Below are 17,416 nucleotides of genomic sequence, written 5' to 3'. Positions count from 1 at the left end.
AAAATAAAAGCAGATGCCAGATTACACCGACACCTGTTTTGAAAATTTATATAAATCTAATTAGTAAGCGCCGATATATTGGCCACCTACTTCGTTCACTAACTTAGCACCTTTCGTCATTTCGCCGGTGACTCTGTTAAATACGTAAATATTACCGTCCTGACCGATAGGAGCTACTGCTATCAACAGCTCGTCACCCTCAATAGCGATATTTTGAATCTGACGAAAGTTTAACGTAGTCTCGTTGGGTAGTGTGTACTTCGTTGCAGTTTTGTCGTTCAAGTTTACCTTCGCAATATAACCTCCCTTTCCAGCGATATTGTAAACTACGAAGCCAACACCGTTGCCCGCATACTTCCAGCTTTCAATATAGCTATTAGTTATACCTAGTGCCTGGTCCAGGCTGAACACATAGTTCGGGTCGTAGTCGTTGGTAGTGGCATTTATCCTAAGAATCTTCGATCCGCCTCCGCCGGCGAGTTCACCAGAAGTTGCCTGGTAAACGTGACCGTCAGTACCTACGTACTGCATGGTGCTTCTGTATCCATTAGTATTTCCACGTGTTTTATCAGAGGTAATAATTTTTGGATTAGCCAGACTAGGATAATCGAGCACCAGCGTTTTAGCCCAGCTTTTTACAGAGTTATCTGCAGCAAAAACAGGTTGTCCGGTGGCATCAATGGTAAAGCTGCCCGTATTGTGTTTGCTTACTGCAACACCTATGTATACCTTGTTTCCTGCTTTGTTTACAACCGGTACGTCTATACGGCTTACATAATAGCCCGCAGCCACCTCCTGATCAGTAAGTGCAAGGTCGAAGGAAGTTGTTTTGAGAATTTGAGGGTTATTCAGATCTAAAGTAAGGACGTCGGTTTTGGCAGTCCTTTTTTGAAAGACGAAAAGAGGAGTTGTTCCGCCGTAAAGTACCGGGTTAGCCGTCGCTCTTACAGCTACGCCAACTCCCTCAGCCGCTTTTAGCCAGCGGGGAGACGTACTTACGTAAGTTGCTGTCTCTACTTCAGGACCATCAGGAACGAAGTTTTTTCCACCTAAAACTTTGTACTTATTGAAAATTCCCCCATCATCACCTGTATACTGGATATTGTAGAGGAATTTACCATCTGCGGAAGCCTGCAAACGTGCGGTGCGGTCAGACTTCACATGAATTCCGTTTTGAAAAGCGTTGATGGTTACATCCGGATTTTTAGCATCAGCAAGAGATACACTGTAAACCATTGTTCCGGCGTCGCCGTCTCCAACAGTGGTATTCTCGGGGTCGTCTATTGCAGCTGATAATGTGATCCAACGAGTACTATTTTCCTCCAAAGAAGAGTCTGAACCATCTTTCTTACAACTGCTAAACAAGGTAGCAGATACTGCTGCGAACAGCGCCATCCCTAACAAGCCTGAGTTTATAGTTTTCATATAGAATTAAAAATTATTGATGATGTAGTTGATTTTTAAATAAAAAGCCCGTCCCGGTTTCTGAACCGCAAAATTGTCGTAGATCTCCGCATTGAGAATATTTTTGACATCAAGGCTGGTGACGATTTTGCGACTGGGGAAGGTGTAACTTAGGCCAACGTTTTGTGAATATTGTGTCGGCGTAACAAAATCATCTGATTCCGGCCACACTGTTTTAAATGGCGCCACATAACCAAACGTGTAGAACAAGTTCAACTCTGACGATTTTTGGATGAGGTTATCCAAACGATAATGAGCATTTGCATTGATTGTGAAGAAAGGTTCATTTGGCAACTGCGTATTGTAGTATTTCGAGGCCCGGTTTTTCAAAAGTGAGTTGAATTTTGAAAAATTGACCATCATTACGAGTTTTCTATTGTAGGTATAAGAAACCTCCCCCTCAAAACCAATGGACTGTGCAGAGCTGATATTAACAAATTGCGTCTCTTCAATTTCCTGACTATTCAACAATTCATTCGCCTGCGGCATAATCCGATCACGGATTTTCCGACCAAACATATTCCCGTAAACCGAGAGCTTATGTTTTTTGACATCAAACGTCCCTAACCTGAAACCAACATTATAGTTATCGCTCATCTCGGGCCGAAGATTATGATTGGACAATACGTTCCGGTCGGGACTCCCAAAAATCTCATCGTCATCCGGCATTCTTATGGCCCGTTCAGCTGAAGTAATCAAGTGAATATTGGGAAATACCTGATAAGATACAGCGAGTCCATAACCTTGTTCTACCCGGTTATCTTTGAGGATTTCTTGCGTTATCCCCCCCTGATTCATCCGATAATTAGTAGAACCAACAGCTTGCTGATAAATTTTTGTGAAGAGATTAGTAGCCAACCGGTTTCCAAAAGTTTCTGCCTCGTAGTTAATCGAGATTACGTTTTTTGAAAAATCTGCTGATCGTTTCAATGCATCACTTCCAAGAGGAGCGAGTAGGTTTTGATCCTGTCGGTCAACTGCGTAAAAAACTTCGTTCAGGGAAAGCCGATGACCTTTGAAAAGAGCGTAGCTTAAATTAGACCGAACATTGGTGATCTGGCGATCAATATCATCCATCATAGGAGCGCCCTGCTGAGCTCCGGCCAGCGTGCGGATCGGATTTCCGTTTAATCCGACTCTTGGTTGTCCATCCCAGTTATAAGCCCAGGGTAACGTATCCTGGACATATGTATTTCTAAAACTATGAGCTGCATTTAAATTAAAGTCGAGCCCTTTAACAAATAGATTGCTTTTCTTATAATTTACTCCCAATACATGCGCCTGGGTTTCAGAGGTTCTGCCCATATAAGGTCTTCCCATCGTTTGTCCATGCTGTATTTCTTTATATGAATCTGAAGCGTTATAGCCGAGCAAAAAAACATCCGCCCATTTTACATTAGTAAAACCTGCTTCCAGACGTCCTCCTACAGTTCGGTATCCATCAAAAAATCGTTTAGTTCTGAAATTTCGCTCGACAATTCCATTGGGTCTGATATATTTAGAAAACCTACCCCATTGCTCATAATCATTGTCGGTGGACGTATAAAAACCCGAAAACCGTGTTGTAAAACCACTTTTTAGTTGACGATAATTAGCGCTTACGTCAGACTGAAAGGTATTGAAAGAGCCATAAGATGCAGAGGCTGTAAGGTTGTTAGCGGCACTTCCCTTTTTCAAGACAATGTTGATTGCTCCCCCCAAAAGATCGCCCGATAAATGACCTGGTAACACTCCTTTATATACTTCAATGCGCTCTATTAATGCAGGGGGAATATTGTTAAGATTGAAGGAAGATCCATAAGTCGATATCTCGAGTCCATCGATAAAAATGCCGACAGCCCGGCCTGTCATCCCATTCAGATTGTATTCCACCTGAGAACCAATACCCCCGCTCTGTCTAACCCTAACACCCACCGTCCGGTCTAGCAATTCGTTTGTCTGAATATTTCTGCTTGCAGCCTCTTTCGTATCTACCACGTTCACCGCAAAACCCGACGTTTCTATTTTTCTCTTTTCAGTTTTGCCAACGATAGTTACCTGTTTCAACTCCTTCTCATCGGCAAGCTGCACCCTGATATGAACAGTTGTTTTTGGCTGATTAATCTTAACCGAAACCGATTTGGGAGCTGTTACCATTGATATAACGGTGATCAGTTGCTCTCCATAAGCTACTCCGGTGAGCTGATACTTCCCCTGGTCGTCGGTTGCGGTAAGCTTATCGGCCTGCTTTATCATTACCGTGGCCCCAGGTACAGCTTTTCCATTCTCATCTGATACTATACCAGACACGGTTCCTGTTTGTGCTTTTACAAGGACGGAGAAAATGCTTACCAAAAAGGCGAGTAGAGAGTGCTTCATCAGCCGAAGTAATTATTTCTTTAGAATTAGTCTTAATAATGATAAATTCGCTGCAAATATATAAACCGGCTATGACGCAAAACGGAGAACAAGTGACGCAAGAGGGAGAATTTCTTCATTCTTCAAAACAACTGATGCCGGAGGAGAACAGGACGTCATTCTCCTACTTTCTAAATGTTGAGCATCTGCAACAGCCTTCCGATAGTATTAAAAAAAGAGAGTCTGTAATACAAATGATCTATCTGTTGAAAGGCAGTGTTGAACTTGTCAGCGCTGACGGAAGCGAAGTTTATGCAAGGATAGAAGCATTTCAGCATAACCTCTTGCGCTTCAGTCCACAGTTATGCCACTTGGTAGCAGACAAGGTTAAAAACCGAAGCTACTGTATTCAGCTGAGCGAGTCTTTCCTGCAAAGATACCTGCCCCAGCAGCACCCGCTCAGGCAGCAGTTATTGCAAAACGCTGCTGACGACGGCCCTTCCCTCCTCTTTGCTGATAACATGTACATCACTCCCCCTATCGCTGTCATCTTACATGATCTTGCGGACTTCAGTCAAAGCAATTTTTGCAGCCAGCTGATCTTACAGTCAAAAGTGATCCACCTGCTGGCCCTGCAGCTACAGCAATTCGAGCAATTGCAGGACATCGGGCAACCTTCACTACTAAGGAAAGACGATTTGGAAAAAATGCAGCAAGTCCGGGATATTCTCCTTGAACAGAGCGGGGCTAAGTTGAGTTTAAGAACCCTCGCTCATATGGTGGGCACCAATGAATTCAGCTTGAAACGCAATTTTAAACAAGCATTTGGTACCACGGTGTATGGCTATTTGAACCAATATAAAATGGAGCGGGCGAAGTCGCTATTGTTAGAGAATGTAATGAGCATTGCTGAAATTTCAGCACAGATGGGCTATAAATATCCCACCCACTTTAGTGCTGCTTTTAAAAAACATTTCGGATACCTGCCGAATGAGCTGAACTCTTCTAAGTTGTAGCAAGCCTTTTATCCCACAATAAATAGCAGAGCGCTTCACCTAAATCACCGAAGCTTTCTTTGGTCATAAAGCGTCCTGCCCAAGCTGCCCTCTTTTCTTTTTACTACAATTTATCTCAGCCGATTGGTTCAGAAGCCCTTCAAACTTCATTGTAAAAGAAAAGTTCATTTTGGAACAACTATTGCGAAGAAAATATCACCTATAGTTGAAAAACATGTCTAACAAATTAACAGAAAGGATTTTCCTATGCTAGCAACGAGTTACCGCGGACCCTTCAGGGTTCGGGTTGAGCAAAAGCCCTACCCGGAAATTCTGCACCCTCAGGATGCGATTGTCCGAGTGACAAGGTCCTGCATCTGCGGGTCCGACCTGCATTTATACACTGGCCTGGTTCCTGACACGAGGGTGGGCACGACCTTCGGCCATGAATTTATTGGGGTGGTTGAAGAGCTTGGCCCCGAAGTACACAATTTAAAAGTAGGCGACCAAGTAATTGTCCCCTTTAACATTGCCTGCGGAAAGTGTGCTTTCTGCAAACAGGAGCTATATGGAAACTGCCACGAGTCGAACCCTCAAGCAACGGCTGTAGGCGGAATCTACGGATACTCCCACACGGCGGGTGGCTATCATGGCGGCCAGGCCGAGTACGTACGGGTCCCTTACGCCGATGTCGGTCCAATGGTTATCCCGGAAGGCTTAGACCCCGATGATGCCGTTTTGCTTACGGACGTTGTCCCTACAGGGTATCAAGCAGCAGAGATGGCTGGCATCCAGCCAGGCGATACAGTGGTAATATTTGGCGCCGGACCTGTAGGAATCATGGCAGCGAAGTTCTCCTGGTTTTTTGGCGCGGGACGCGTGATCGTTATTGACCACCTGGAATACCGTCTGGACTTTGTGAGAAAGTACGCACCCTGCGAAGCCTACAACTTCAAATCCCTTGAGGACCCTGTGGTGTTCATCAAGAAAACTACCGACTGGATGGGCGCTGACGTCTGTATAGACGCAGTTGGCGCCGACGCTTCAGGAAGCACAATGCAATCCATTACCGGAAAAAAACTATTGCTACAGGCAGGAGCGGCTACAGCGCTGCATTGGGCAATTAACTCGGTAAAAAAAGGAGGAATTCTGTCGATCGTGGGGGTATATGGACCAACAGGAAACCTGGTACCTGTAGGTAATATTCTCAATAAAGGAATAACTGTACGAGCCAACCAGGCCTCGGTAAAACGGCTCCTGCCCAAACTGATTAAGCATATTCAGGAAGGACGTGTAAGTCCGAAAGACATCATTACTCACCGCCTACCATTAGAGGAAGCAGCAGAAGGATACCGGATGTTCGCGGCAAAGCTTGATAACTGTATCAAGCCTGTATTGATTCCTCCGGCAGCCAAAGTTTAATCGACACTACCATGGAAAACAAACCGATAGACTATAAGAATATCACCGGATGGGGAGTAGATGCCGACCCAAAAAACGACCCTACCTATCCGATGAAATACCGAACTGATGAAGAACAAAAAGGCTACACTTGGGATCGGCCGGCACAACAACCTGTAAATATTGAGGTGCTGCACTCGATCGAACGACCGAACGTGAGTGCTGTATTCGGCACCGCACCTCCACCGCAGGGCCTAAGCGGTCAGATTCGCCGTTTTGCCTTCCGATATTCTGAATCGAGCTTTGCGCACTGGCTCCCGCTCATTTTAGCTGACCGCGTAAATGTAGTAGAAGGCCTAGTTGATGATTTCAAGCGGGGACATGTTCCAAATCTGGCCGCAGAACTAGGCTGGAAAGCGGAATGGAAACACAACCGAAAGAACTTCCTGAAGAAGATGATCGGACGAGGCTTCATGATCTATGCACTGTATAAAGTATTGAGCCATAACTCAAAGAAAGCCTGATAAAGCGCTGCGATAATGCTAAGGCCGGCTCTAGAAGTACCTTTCTAAGGCCAGCCCGTAGCTAAGCAGCAAATTTTCCCGGTCAGTGCGAGTGATCCGGTTGTAACCGAGACTACTGTTAAGGTTTAACCAACGGTTTAGGCGGATAGAGATGCCAGTAGTTGACCGAATTATATAATCAGAGCGGGAGTTAAGTGAATTTTGCAGATACCCAGACCCTTCGAATATTACCACTTCGCCAATACGGAATCGAAAAGCGAGGCGGAAGGAGTTACGAAGGGTTTGGTATTGCTCATCTTCTCCAGAGCTAAGTCGCAGGTCGCTGGCTTCATAAAGGAGACCATTGCTCAGGTTTAGCCAGTTTCTTTCAGTCTCAATAAAATTATAGGCTAGCCCCAGCCCTGTCTGAATTTGCTTTTCAATTTTTAGCGAGAAGCTGCTAGTGTAGTTTCCCAGGCCCCAGTAGTAAAATTTAGGGCCCCATGGATGGACATTGAAATCAATGTAGGAACTGTAATCATTATTGGATAGCTTGTCATTCTGCTTTCCATATACCCAACCCTGGGTTGTATTCAATGAAATCTTCTTCTTTTTGATGCTAAATCGCAAGTTGTTATTCAGCAGGTGCGATTCGCTGGTATTGGTCCTGTTTAGGTTACCACTGGACGCCAGACGAAGAAAATGGTGAGTACTGTCGTTGAACTGAGCGAATGCCGTTAAGACGTTTAATAAAAGCGACAGCGATAAAACATGCTTCAACATAGCTAAGCTGCGAAGATATGGATTAGCCGAAAATGTTTATCGAAATACTGTCGTGGTAGTCCAACCTTAAATTGAACGAAGGGTGGTGCAGAAAAGGTAGAATTTTAGCAGAAAAGTCCCGGTATACGCTATACGTTCCCCGGGACTCTTGTATTTTATTAACTATTCAAAAAAATCTACAGCGCCTGTTTCCACATTGTACATGCCGCCTACAATTTTTATTGCGCCTTCTTTCTCCATCTCGGCCAGTATCGGGCTCTCTTTTCTGATACGATCAATAGTAAGATGAACATTGATCTCAGCTACATTATCAACGAAGGTGCTGTTTTTGCTCGTCCGGTCTTCTGTCGTACTAGTTTCACTCTTCACTGCCGGAGTAATTTTTTCTATCAGTTTAGTAAGATTGCCTAATTCTACTCCGTCGCAAGCACCTTTGATAGCACCACATTTAGTATGTCCCAAAACCACTACAGCTTTAGAACCCGCTACCTTACATGCAAACTCCATACTTCCCAAGATGTCCTCATTCAAGATATTCCCGGCAATTCTCGCGCTAAAAACATCTCCCAGCCCCTGGTCAAAAATCAACTCGGCCGAAGTACGAGAGTCAATACAGCTCAAAATTACTGCGAAAGGATGCTGACCGGCAGAAGTTTCGTTTACCTGCTGTAGCAGATTACGGTTAGCCTTCAGATTATTAATAAATCGTTCATTACCTTTCTTAAGGATGTCAATTGCCTGCGCAGGAGTCATTGCGTCCTGAAGCTCTTTTGTAAGGGTTCTCATATGTATTTTCCTAGTCTAATAATTAAAATTATAATGGAGGTTTGAAAATGCAATACTACAAAAATTAATAGCAATACTATTAGAACGCCCCCCTGAAACAGAACCTTGCCTGTAGAACATTTGTTACATTTGCAGAAATAATACATTATGGAATTCCAGTTATCCTTCAAGTTAAATGAGAAAATCTATTTAAAAGATCCGGAGAGTACTGACTTGGGGAAGAGATTGGTGAAGCAAGCTATCGATTTGATTCATGCACTCGGCTTTGAAGGCTTTACCTTCAAAAAGCTGGCTTTAGAAATGGGAACCACCGAAGCAACAATCTACCGCTACTTCGAAAATAAACATCGACTACTGTTATATATCCTCAATTGGTACTGGTCTTACATGGAATTTTTGCTCATGGTGCGCCTACAGAATATCAGTGATGCCAAGGAGCGACTGCACATTATCGTTGAGCTGCTAACCCACGAACTTCCGGAAAGTTCGGGCCAACTTGATTATAACAAAAAAGTCTTGCATCAGATCGTAATCTCTGAAAGCAGCAAATCTTACCTCGTTAAAGAGGTGACCGAAATTAACAAGAGCCAGGTGTTTAAGCCCTACAAGGACTTGTGCGGAAGAATAGCCGAAGTTATTGCAGAGTATAACCCGGGGTATCAGTACCCTCGTTCTTTAAGCAGCACGCTTATTGAAGCATCCCATCATCAGGAATACTTTAGCAATTACCTGCCGAAGCTGACGGATGCTGAGGGTGAAGATAAGAACGAGTTCGCCGCAAAATTCCTGAATGACCTGCTCTTTAAGGTATTGAGCTGAGGCGCTGATTCAAAGCATTTTATTGTAACCAAAGTAATACTTTGAATATACTGCATCTGCCTGTTTAAGTTTGTAATATTGGCTTTACCAATATAAACTCTTAGCGCACATGCAATTCGAACTAGCCCTTGCAACGCTGGCAGCCTCGCTCGTATTGAACTTCTCAGCAAATGCTCAAATAGGCCGACGGTTCCCTTCAGAACGTAAAGTGGTAAAGGATTCGGTAACAGGCAATAAACTGGTTTTTTTAACGAGCAAACCCCACGGTGATAATAAAATATATCCAACCCACCCGCAGTGGACTTCTGACGGACAATGGCTGATCTTTCGTTCGCAATTGGCGGAGGGAGAAGCGCTGGCCGTAAACGAAAAAACAGGAGACATTGTGCAAGTCTCGGAAGGTGGCTATACGGGCATGCTCAACATCGCACAGAAATCGATGAAATTGTATTTCATGCGGCCTACCGGACCTAGAACCACTCTTACCCCCGGGCAAAGACCGGCGCCACGCCCGCTACAGATTATAGAGGTAGACCTTGCCAAAGTATTTGCGGACAGCAAAGCCGGGAAAATGAAGGCAGCGGAAACCTACCAGAGAGTGTGTGGTACAACGCCTGTAGAAATTGAAGCAGGTGGTGACATGGCCCTGGATGCAGACGAGGAATGGGTGTATTTTCGAGTAGGCAAAAACGAAGCCGCAAAACATTTACCCGCAGGAACTAAGGTAGAGGAGAACTTTGGACCACGAAATATGGGTGCAGGACCTTCGGGGATAGCCGGAATGAATATAAAAACCGGTGCACTGAAACACATTATATCTGTGCCTTTTCAAGTTGGTCACATCCAGGCTAACTTATGGAATCCAGGGGAAATCGTTTTTTGCTGGGAGACGGGTGGAAAATCGCCGCAGCGCACGTGGACAGTGATGGCTGATGGTACCGGACTTCGTCCACTATACCCAGAAGCACCTTACGAGTGGGTGACACACGAAGCAGTCATCTCGAAGGATGAGGTAGCAATCGCCATTATGGGGCACCGCCCTATTGCAGGAGGAAAAAGTGCTGTAGATGCGCCGGCTACCGGCGTTGGAGGAGCTAATCCTGGCCAGGAAGCTGCCTGGGGAGCGGCAGGAACGCGGGAAAAGCCCACCGGACTAGCCATCGTGAACCTTCGCACCCGGGAAATGAGCATCGCTGGTCAAACTCCTTCCGGCAGCGGTCTTTGGCATGTTCACGGTTCGCCAGACGGCCGCTGGGCGGTGGGCGATGATTTCAGCAGAAGTGTGTACCTGATTGATAGAACTACGAGAGAGATGCAATTACTGACCACCGGCCACAAGCCCACAGCAGCAGATCATCCGCACCCGACCTTCAGTCCCGACGGAACTAAAATTCAGATACAGTCGGCCATGCTATCCAAAGACAACCGAAGTATGAATATCTGCGTAGTGCCGATACCAAAGAAGTGGATGAAGAAAAAGGCAGTCGGTGCCTGCCATTCTTTTCAGAGACTTTTAAAATAGAAATAGAACATCGCCTTTACAATCTGCGACATGTTCCGCTCGCCGGTTATCCAGCCCGAAATGTCTTTCCGGTCCAAGCCCGTATCAAACGCGATCTGCTTAATCCGAACTTCCTTCTCCTGCATCTTTTTATCTATCCAGTCGGGAGTGACTACCATCGCCGGCGACTCCACAAATTCCTTAGGGAGCACCTGAAGCTTAATAGAGTTCGGCAGTATCTTATCAAACACCTCTCCTGTTCGTTTTATCAATGTCTTGTAATTAGCATAATTGCCCGTCGTTTTTCCCTGCTCTGTTTCTACCGTTAAGGTATTATCCTCCAGGCTCACCAGTGTAAATTCAAGGTTAGACTGCCTCTTATGCAAAGAGGCGGCAGCATCTAGTTTCTGCAGCTCCTGCTCTTCTAAAACATCGGCTAGCATCTCCAAATTCTTGATTGTACTCATTCCTTCAAATTTTCTTTTCTTTCAGTAATAAGGCAATAACGGCCAATTTGTTGAGGATTAATGTAAGTGCCTACACCTAAATGAAATAAATAGACACCATTTGATCAGCATGTTGTTATAAGGGTATGTTTATTTTGTTCAAGCGCCACGGAAAAAGGAGAAACTTCAAGAAGTTCACATCTTTCAATGAATTATATGAAGAGATTGCAAGGGGGCATAATGAAAAGTTCCCGGGGAACAATCAGTTCTACTACGACTGCAACACTAGCGACATAGAGATCCTCAACCGGCGTCTCTCGGTAGTTGAATGTCAGGAATACCTGACTGCCTGCAACCTGGAACAGAAAATTGCCGAGAACGTAAACTCCTAAAGCGAAGTTAGGACACTCGGCCTTTGTAAATACCTTAACTATGAAATGCAGAACTCGAAAGACCTTCGGCTGGCTGTTTTAATAGATGCCGACAATGTTCCTTATTCCAACATCAAGGGAATAATGGAGGAGATTGCTAAATACGGCAATCCAACCACCAAAAGAATTTACGCAGACTGGACTAAGCCTACCGTTTCGGGCTGGAAGAATGTTCTTCTTGAAAACGCCATCACTCCTATTCAGCAGTACAGCTATTCAACAGGTAAAAACGCTACAGACTCTGCCATGATCATTGATGCGATGGATATCCTTTACTCTGGCAAGGTAGATGGATTTTGTATCGTTTCCAGTGATTCAGACTTCACCCGTCTGGCTACCCGCCTTCGCGAAGCGGGCATGCTGGTGATCGGTATTGGCGAAAAGAAAACACTTAATCCCTTTATCGTAGCCTGCGATCGCTTTATTTATCTGGAAATTTTGGGCGACAACGACAAAGAAAAGGAGCCCGAAGAAAGCGCAAAACCTGAAGTAAACCCGACTAAGAAAACGACTCGCAGAAAAGCCAAACCTAAGGAACCAAAAGTAGGAAGAGCCGTTGTTAAACTTATATCAACTTCAATTAACGACCTTGCCGACGAAACAGGATGGGCTTACCTGGCAGATGTCGGAAGCCTGATCATGAAAAAACAACCGGACTTTGATCCGCGCAACTTTGGCTTCCAAAAGCTTACGCCACTGATTCGTTCTATCAATTTAATCGAGATTGACGAAAGAGACACCGCGAATAAGGGCATCAAGCATATTTACATCAGAAATAAAACACAATAAGAGACCATGGATGATGTTGCGTTCCGCAAAGAATCGTCGTACTGACAAGACTTAAAGAAAGCAACGCAATGAACTTAACAAAAGCCCTACTGGCAGTGGTTGTACTAATGTTCAGCCTCTCGTGTAAAAAAGAAAACTTTACCCTTTCGGAGGAAGAAAAAGAACATGCAGCAGACCTCAGTGCTGCCAATTCCCTTCTAACCGTAGAAGTACTACTTAACGAGTTAGAATACATGGTGAGACATGTCCCGCAAAGCCAGCCGGGCACCAGCTTCTTATCCTGCGCCTCTATATCCCGACAAACGGTAGGCGGTGGAGAACAATATGAAGTAACGTTTTCACCCAACTCTACCTGTTCCGACAACTCAACAAGATCAGGAAAAGTGGTTCTATCCTATGATTCAGCTTCTGGCAGCGTAGTTTTAAGTCCGAATAATTACAAGATAGGTGAGTTAAGTGTGAAAGGCACCTATACTTTCACCCCTTCTACCTACCAGCAAAAAGCAGTCATGAAGTTGATGGTATTGAACGGAGAGTTCAGCGTGCCAGGAGGGGATTACATCCGCTTCACTGCAGAACGAGACAATCATTTCAAAACTGGCAGCAACACGACAGCATTAGAAGACGATGTTTTTGAAGTGCTGAATTCGAGCTATGGATTAGAGACGTTTTCCGGGGGTGTGACCGCTGAAATTGAAGGTAACAACGACGGCGCCCTGCTGGTGAAGTATGAGTGCTCCCAGCGTTTCAGACCAAGGGGTGGTAAAATTTCCTTTGAGCGCGATAGCCGTAACTCAAAGGCACTTGTTTTCGGTACGGGTAATTGTGCTGATCAGCCATCGATGCAATAAGATCATAAATATAAAGGCGGAAGAATGGATCTGTCCGCCTTTTTTTTTATTCGAGTGTCTGATATTTTAATCCCGAGGAACTGCGGAAACAATTTTTGGCCGCATCATCACAGCTCCAACAGCTATCCCTGCAACAACAAGCAAGATCGCTCCGTCATCGAGGGGTACATTTGTATCATCATCGTAACAACCGGGATCGTCGAGATCCTCACAGTCTGTTCCGCCCGGAGGTCCGTCAAATTGAGCGAAAGCAACTAAGTTTGTAAACACGAGTAATACAAACAGGATGAATCTTCTCATCTATTCCTTAATAAAAGTTGCGCCACCCACTTTTTTCCCCGACTTGAGATCGACAACTTCGGTTATATACATTCCTGATACCAGCCCTGTCACATCTACACGAGACGTCTTCTGACTTAGCATTTTTGCACCACTCATGGTAAAAATATTAATTACATAACTACCCTCATTCATGTTAATACCCCGAACTCTGATCTCATGTACCGCCGGGTTCGGATAAACGATTAACCTCGTTTCCGTCGCCGATAGTTCCACTAGCTCTACTTCTGAATAGTAGACTGAACCGTCCGCACTCGTATTTTTAAGGCGGTAGTAGTTGATACCCGGAGAGGGATAGCGATCGAAGTAAGCCATGGCAGTTGAAGCGGCATCCGCCTTATCTTCTACCCGTCCGATAGGATAAAACGTCGTCCCATCTACCGAGTGCTCGATATCGTAGCTCAATCCCTTCAATACCCGGTCCCAGCTCAGCTCCACTCCAAACAGTTTCTTATCTGCATTGAAGTTTCTTTTTGCCGTACTTAGTCCAGCCTTCGGTTTGATAAGCAGACTAAAACGCTCCCCGCCAAAACTCGCAGTATTGTTCCTGTCAATCTGAAAGCTATAAGCACTGTCCGCGTATAAGTTTACGATTTTGTTGAGATAGCGATCTTTCAAGAATACTTCAGCAGATGGGAAAGGACTTCTGGCAGAAAGTGAGAAACTGTAAGTACCGGACTCTGCTGCGGTTGCATAAAGGGCCACTTCCCGCTCAGCCGAAGCAGTGGGCATATAGTTTATCGCCAGGTACTTTTTATCCTCACTTAAACTCATAAGCGTAACGCTGGCCTCTCCCTGATAACCTACATCCTCCTGATCTGAAGCGGTGCTTGTTCCCTCTCTGAATACGATAAGAGTTTCGTCGCTGGTAAATTCGTCTTTGGTCAGAATCAGCCCTATCTTATTTGTTTTCTGGGGAGCCGCCGCAGCTATTGAGGGAGCTGCTGCCTCTCCGTTTAAAAGCTGTAAAGAGGATTCGTGAGCGCTCAACAATCGGCCTGGGAGAACGGAGGGCACCACTTTAGCCGCTTCGGTAAAAGTGATGGAAGGATTAGCTGCACGTGCTTTGACAAAGAAACCTTGTCCTGGATAGATGTACTGAGAGCCTCCGTTGGTACTTTCAGTACCTTTGTAGACAGCGAAAGTCCCGTTCTGTTTTTGCACCCAGATGGTACTTTCCAGATTATTCTTTTGAATACCTGCGCTATTCCAGTCAATAACCGATGGATACGGGTTGCCGATCAGGTTGAAACCATTGCCGGCATCTCCAGCATGGTTGGTAAAGGTGAGGACAGGAGAAATATTCCCGGAGTTAATGGTTCCATAGTACTCCATAGTTACATTCTCCGGCAAAGCATAGCTTCCGTTCTTCCGCACCGTCTTGCTGCCATTTGGGTCAAGCCTGTTCCCTCTGAAGTAAAAATAAATCCCTTTGCCTGCCGGAATGGCTTCTGAAATATTAGCTGGATACAAATACTGGTTCTCATTCGATTTCTTCGGCTCGTTGTAGTATTTTATAGTAGAACCATTGGTTGCCGATGGATCAAAACCGTTAGCCTCACCTCCCGGCCCAGTTACCAGCATTGTGCTTTTATAGCCTAAAATTTTATACCCCTTGGTTGGACTACTTATGTCGTGCACAGGAGAAGAAACGGTACGGAAGCTTCTGTAAGCAGAAGAGCTACCTGTAAAAAAGCTTTGCACCCTTACATTGCCTAGTACTGAACCTCCAGCGGTAAGAGGAGCGATGCTTGCTGTGGCACTAGCTGTAGACTCAAGCACCAGCTGCCCGTTTGAATACAATGCAGAAGAGCCGGTAATATCTAACCGTCCCTTAATAACCAGCTTATTCTCCAAAATCACATTTCGGCTATTCCCGTTGATGGTTAAAGTTCTCAAACTGTTACTGCTTCCCAAACTAGTCTGATCAAAACGAAGGTACTGATCGGCAGAGCCGTTTAGGATAAGGCCGCTATTCCCACCTCCCACAATAGCACCTGTTCCCGAGATAGAATTAGCTGTTAGAGTGAACCCATTTAGATAAACTTTGGAATTACCCTGCAGAATCAGATTGTTAACCGAAACATTTGCATTTAGGATAAGGCTCTTTGGAGTTTCCGGAATGGTAACATCTGCGCCAGCCGCCGGAGCGCCGGATGAACAAGAGCTCCAGTTTGAAGCATTATTCCAGGTAGAATTACTACCTCCGGACCAAGTGTACCCACCAAGAATTACCTCTATAGGCACACGCGAGGAACTGGAACTTCCACTATAAGCCTCAACGTAGTAGGTTCTACTGCCTGTGACATCGGAGACGGTGTAGGATGAACCGGTTGCTAGTGGTGAGCCACCACTTTTAGTACTAAACCAACGCAGGGAATAGCCATCAGATGCCGTGGCAGAAAGTGTTGCGCTACCACCGCGGCATGCGGTAGCAGAGGTAACGGAGGTAACACCATTTACATTGACCTGTATGGTAGCAGGTGGACTTACGCAACCGTTTGCTGTCTGGGTTACATAATAAGTAGCTGTACCTACAGTTTTAGTGGAAGGCACCGGCGCTGTGCTGGTTTCATCAGTAGTGACAGAAAACTCAATATGCTTCAAAAAATTTGTAATGAAAGTGTGATCTGTAAGAACTACCGCACCTGTAGGATCTGCTAGCGGATAAACTGGAGCAACGCGATTTACTGCAAATTGAGAGTTACCTTGAACAATTCCGATATAGTAAACCCCGCGTGTTTTTAGGCAATAATTAAATTTGCATGATACTAGTTGGGGATGGGAACCTGAAGATCGGGTAATAATATCGGTGGAGGCTGCCAGAAGAACGCCATTCGCGTCGTAGATACCCAGTTGGAGATTACTAGCGCTTTGATTGGCCGGTAAAATATACGTAACGCGAGCTAAAGTCACATTTGGAGCTTGGGTTTTAAAGCTGATTTTTCTAGAATCAATATATTCTCTTTGGAGGTAAAAGATAGTGTCCGTATTGTTAAATACCTCCAAAGAACTATTAATACTGCTTGTCCAACGTAGATTAGTTCCTGTTGCTGAAAGTGGCGTCGCAGTAGCTCCTTGAACAAGATTTACCATAGGCGTTACAGCTGGAGCGGGCGTGGAATGAACATTGACTACAATAGTTGCAGGACTGCTTTTTTTACCATTTATGGTTTGGGTAACCGAGTAATTTTTTGTTCCAGCCTCATTTGTTGGAGGAGTTGGTGCAACGGAAGACCGAGCTGTATAGGAATATTTTATATTTGAAAAAAGCCTGATTCCGTGAGATGTCCCGGTGATAATCAAGGGAGTTGTACCGATTGGAGCGCTATAGTTTTCATGGGAAAATTGTCCTGCTCCTGCTACTAAACCAATACTGTAGGTTCCCGCAGCTTGAAGCACGTAATTAAATGCATTGGAAATCACCGCTCCCGTATATCCGCCACTTTGCGACGTAACTGTAGAGGAGGAAGCTATTAGTTGACCTGCAGAGTTATAAATGCCGAGACGAATTCCACTCACACTGTTCCAGGCCGGAATAGTGAAATCCACAGAATGAATCGTGACATTCGGAACTGAGGTTGTAAATTGCGTTTTTTTATTACTCCAGGAATTATCGGCATGTTCGTTTGAGTCCGAAATTTTTCCTGTCCCGCCAACAGAAGCACTTTCCGTACTTATCCATTCTAGATTATTTCCCTGGGCAGTCAACGGACTTGCAGGATCGCCCAAACATAAATTCACCGGACTCACAACAGTAGGTGGCGGAGGTGTCTGCCCGTTCGCTTGCTGACAAAAACCAAGCGAGATAAAAAGTATAAGTGCCCTCGATTGTTTGTGTAAAAATACCCCCATAATATCATACATTTTAAAATAAAAAAATGCAAACGCCCTTTCCAACGGCTAGGAACCGTCGATGGATGTTTCCGCTGTACAATGGACAGCTTCACCAGGGAGGCGATTTTTTGAGC

The 17,416-nt window shown here is 45.0% G+C and carries 15 protein-coding genes; 8 read left to right on the top strand and 7 right to left on the bottom strand.

Annotated elements, in window-relative coordinates:
* Window positions 1–60: 60 nt before the first annotated feature.
* Both J4N23_RS09555 and J4N23_RS09550 read right to left on the bottom strand, forming a co-directional pair.
* The gene (locus J4N23_RS09555; RefSeq protein WP_207426740.1) at window positions 61–1,425 is read right to left on the bottom strand and encodes a hypothetical protein; all 1,365 of its coding nucleotides are present in this window, start codon (window positions 1,423–1,425) and stop codon (window positions 61–63) included.
* A gap of 6 nt (window positions 1,426–1,431) precedes the next feature.
* Window positions 1,432–3,822 (bottom strand): TonB-dependent receptor plug domain-containing protein, encoded by a 2,391-nt coding sequence (locus J4N23_RS09550; RefSeq protein WP_207426739.1) that lies wholly within the window; start codon window positions 3,820–3,822, stop codon window positions 1,432–1,434.
* A gap of 71 nt (window positions 3,823–3,893) precedes the next feature.
* Here J4N23_RS09550 and J4N23_RS09545 point away from each other — a divergent pair, with 71 nt between their 5' ends.
* From J4N23_RS09545 to J4N23_RS09535, 3 genes are all read left to right on the top strand, one after another.
* The gene (locus J4N23_RS09545) at window positions 3,894–4,817 is read left to right on the top strand and encodes an AraC family transcriptional regulator (protein ID WP_207426738.1); all 924 of its coding nucleotides are present in this window, start codon (window positions 3,894–3,896) and stop codon (window positions 4,815–4,817) included.
* 246 nt (window positions 4,818–5,063) lie between these two features.
* Window positions 5,064–6,218 (top strand): zinc-dependent alcohol dehydrogenase, encoded by a 1,155-nt coding sequence (locus tag J4N23_RS09540; RefSeq protein WP_207426737.1) that lies wholly within the window; start codon window positions 5,064–5,066, stop codon window positions 6,216–6,218.
* A gap of 11 nt (window positions 6,219–6,229) precedes the next feature.
* The gene (locus J4N23_RS09535) at window positions 6,230–6,721 is read left to right on the top strand and encodes a hypothetical protein (RefSeq protein ID WP_207426736.1); all 492 of its coding nucleotides are present in this window, start codon (window positions 6,230–6,232) and stop codon (window positions 6,719–6,721) included.
* Window positions 6,722–6,751: 30 nt separating this feature from the next.
* Here J4N23_RS09535 and J4N23_RS09530 read toward each other — a convergent pair whose 3' ends face one another.
* Window positions 6,752–7,483, bottom strand: a complete 732-nt coding sequence (locus J4N23_RS09530) for a DUF481 domain-containing protein (RefSeq protein ID WP_207426735.1) — start codon at window positions 7,481–7,483, stop codon at window positions 6,752–6,754.
* Between the two features lie 162 nt (window positions 7,484–7,645).
* Window positions 7,646–8,269, bottom strand: a complete 624-nt coding sequence (locus J4N23_RS09525) for a carbonic anhydrase family protein (RefSeq protein ID WP_207426734.1) — start codon at window positions 8,267–8,269, stop codon at window positions 7,646–7,648.
* 147 nt (window positions 8,270–8,416) lie between these two features.
* Here J4N23_RS09525 and J4N23_RS09520 point away from each other — a divergent pair, with 147 nt between their 5' ends.
* Together J4N23_RS09520 and J4N23_RS09515 are read left to right on the top strand one after the other, a co-directional pair.
* Complete coding sequence (locus J4N23_RS09520) at window positions 8,417–9,088, top strand: TetR/AcrR family transcriptional regulator (protein ID WP_207426733.1); 672 nt, start codon at window positions 8,417–8,419, stop codon at window positions 9,086–9,088.
* Between the two features lie 109 nt (window positions 9,089–9,197).
* Complete coding sequence (locus J4N23_RS09515; protein WP_207426732.1) at window positions 9,198–10,610, top strand: hypothetical protein; 1,413 nt, start codon at window positions 9,198–9,200, stop codon at window positions 10,608–10,610.
* On the opposite strand, the gene J4N23_RS09510 is transcribed toward J4N23_RS09515, so the two are convergent.
* Window positions 10,592–11,056, bottom strand: coding sequence for an XRE family transcriptional regulator (locus tag J4N23_RS09510; protein WP_207426731.1), 465 nt, complete (start codon window positions 11,054–11,056; stop codon window positions 10,592–10,594). The two genes, J4N23_RS09515 and J4N23_RS09510, sit on opposite strands and share 19 nt — an antisense overlap.
* Window positions 11,057–11,181: 125 nt before the next feature.
* Between J4N23_RS09510 and J4N23_RS09505 the strand changes: the two genes are divergently transcribed.
* The 3 genes from J4N23_RS09505 to J4N23_RS09495 all read left to right on the top strand — a co-directional run bounded on the left by J4N23_RS09505 (window position 11,182) and on the right by J4N23_RS09495 (window position 13,106).
* The gene (locus J4N23_RS09505) at window positions 11,182–11,427 is read left to right on the top strand and encodes a hypothetical protein (protein WP_207426730.1); all 246 of its coding nucleotides are present in this window, start codon (window positions 11,182–11,184) and stop codon (window positions 11,425–11,427) included.
* A gap of 45 nt (window positions 11,428–11,472) precedes the next feature.
* Entirely contained in the window at window positions 11,473–12,255 is a 783-nt protein-coding gene (locus J4N23_RS09500) for an NYN domain-containing protein (RefSeq protein WP_207426729.1), read from the top strand.
* 68 nt (window positions 12,256–12,323) lie between these two features.
* A complete protein-coding gene (locus tag J4N23_RS09495; protein WP_207426728.1) occupies window positions 12,324–13,106 on the top strand; it encodes a hypothetical protein in 783 nt (260 codons plus the stop codon).
* Window positions 13,107–13,172: 66 nt separating this feature from the next.
* Here the strand turns inward: J4N23_RS09495 and J4N23_RS09490 are convergent, their stop codons facing one another.
* Window positions 13,173–13,406 (bottom strand): hypothetical protein, encoded by a 234-nt coding sequence (locus J4N23_RS09490; RefSeq protein ID WP_207426727.1) that lies wholly within the window; start codon window positions 13,404–13,406, stop codon window positions 13,173–13,175.
* A complete protein-coding gene (locus tag J4N23_RS09485; protein WP_207426726.1) occupies window positions 13,407–17,300 on the bottom strand; it encodes a T9SS type A sorting domain-containing protein in 3,894 nt (1,297 codons plus the stop codon).
* Window positions 17,301–17,416 lie beyond the last annotated feature (116 nt).

This window comes from Pedobacter sp. SYSU D00535, assembly GCF_017355855.1.
Lineage (GTDB): Bacteria > Bacteroidota > Bacteroidia > Sphingobacteriales > Sphingobacteriaceae > Desertivirga.
The sequence above is the reverse complement of the archived record's forward strand: the minus strand, read 5'-3'. Positions and strand labels throughout refer to the sequence as shown.

Coding starts and splice junctions, on each gene's coding strand:
- J4N23_RS09510 (WP_207426731.1), bottom strand. CDS start 11,056: ATGAGTACAATCAAGAATTTGGAGATGCTAGCCGATGTTTTAGAAGAG.
- J4N23_RS09535 (WP_207426736.1), top strand. CDS start 6,230: ATGGAAAACAAACCGATAGACTATAAGAATATCACCGGATGGGGAGTA.
- J4N23_RS09490 (WP_207426727.1), bottom strand. CDS start 13,406: ATGAGAAGATTCATCCTGTTTGTATTACTCGTGTTTACAAACTTAGTT.
- J4N23_RS09500 (WP_207426729.1), top strand. CDS start 11,473: ATGCAGAACTCGAAAGACCTTCGGCTGGCTGTTTTAATAGATGCCGAC.
- J4N23_RS09530 (WP_207426735.1), bottom strand. CDS start 7,483: ATGTTGAAGCATGTTTTATCGCTGTCGCTTTTATTAAACGTCTTAACG.
- J4N23_RS09555 (WP_207426740.1), bottom strand. CDS start 1,425: ATGAAAACTATAAACTCAGGCTTGTTAGGGATGGCGCTGTTCGCAGCA.
- J4N23_RS09515 (WP_207426732.1), top strand. CDS start 9,198: ATGCAATTCGAACTAGCCCTTGCAACGCTGGCAGCCTCGCTCGTATTG.
- J4N23_RS09540 (WP_207426737.1), top strand. CDS start 5,064: ATGCTAGCAACGAGTTACCGCGGACCCTTCAGGGTTCGGGTTGAGCAA.
- J4N23_RS09525 (WP_207426734.1), bottom strand. CDS start 8,269: ATGAGAACCCTTACAAAAGAGCTTCAGGACGCAATGACTCCTGCGCAG.
- J4N23_RS09485 (WP_207426726.1), bottom strand. CDS start 17,300: ATGGGGGTATTTTTACACAAACAATCGAGGGCACTTATACTTTTTATC.
- J4N23_RS09545 (WP_207426738.1), top strand. CDS start 3,894: ATGACGCAAAACGGAGAACAAGTGACGCAAGAGGGAGAATTTCTTCAT.
- J4N23_RS09505 (WP_207426730.1), top strand. CDS start 11,182: ATGTTTATTTTGTTCAAGCGCCACGGAAAAAGGAGAAACTTCAAGAAG.
- J4N23_RS09495 (WP_207426728.1), top strand. CDS start 12,324: ATGAACTTAACAAAAGCCCTACTGGCAGTGGTTGTACTAATGTTCAGC.
- J4N23_RS09520 (WP_207426733.1), top strand. CDS start 8,417: ATGGAATTCCAGTTATCCTTCAAGTTAAATGAGAAAATCTATTTAAAA.
- J4N23_RS09550 (WP_207426739.1), bottom strand. CDS start 3,822: ATGAAGCACTCTCTACTCGCCTTTTTGGTAAGCATTTTCTCCGTCCTT.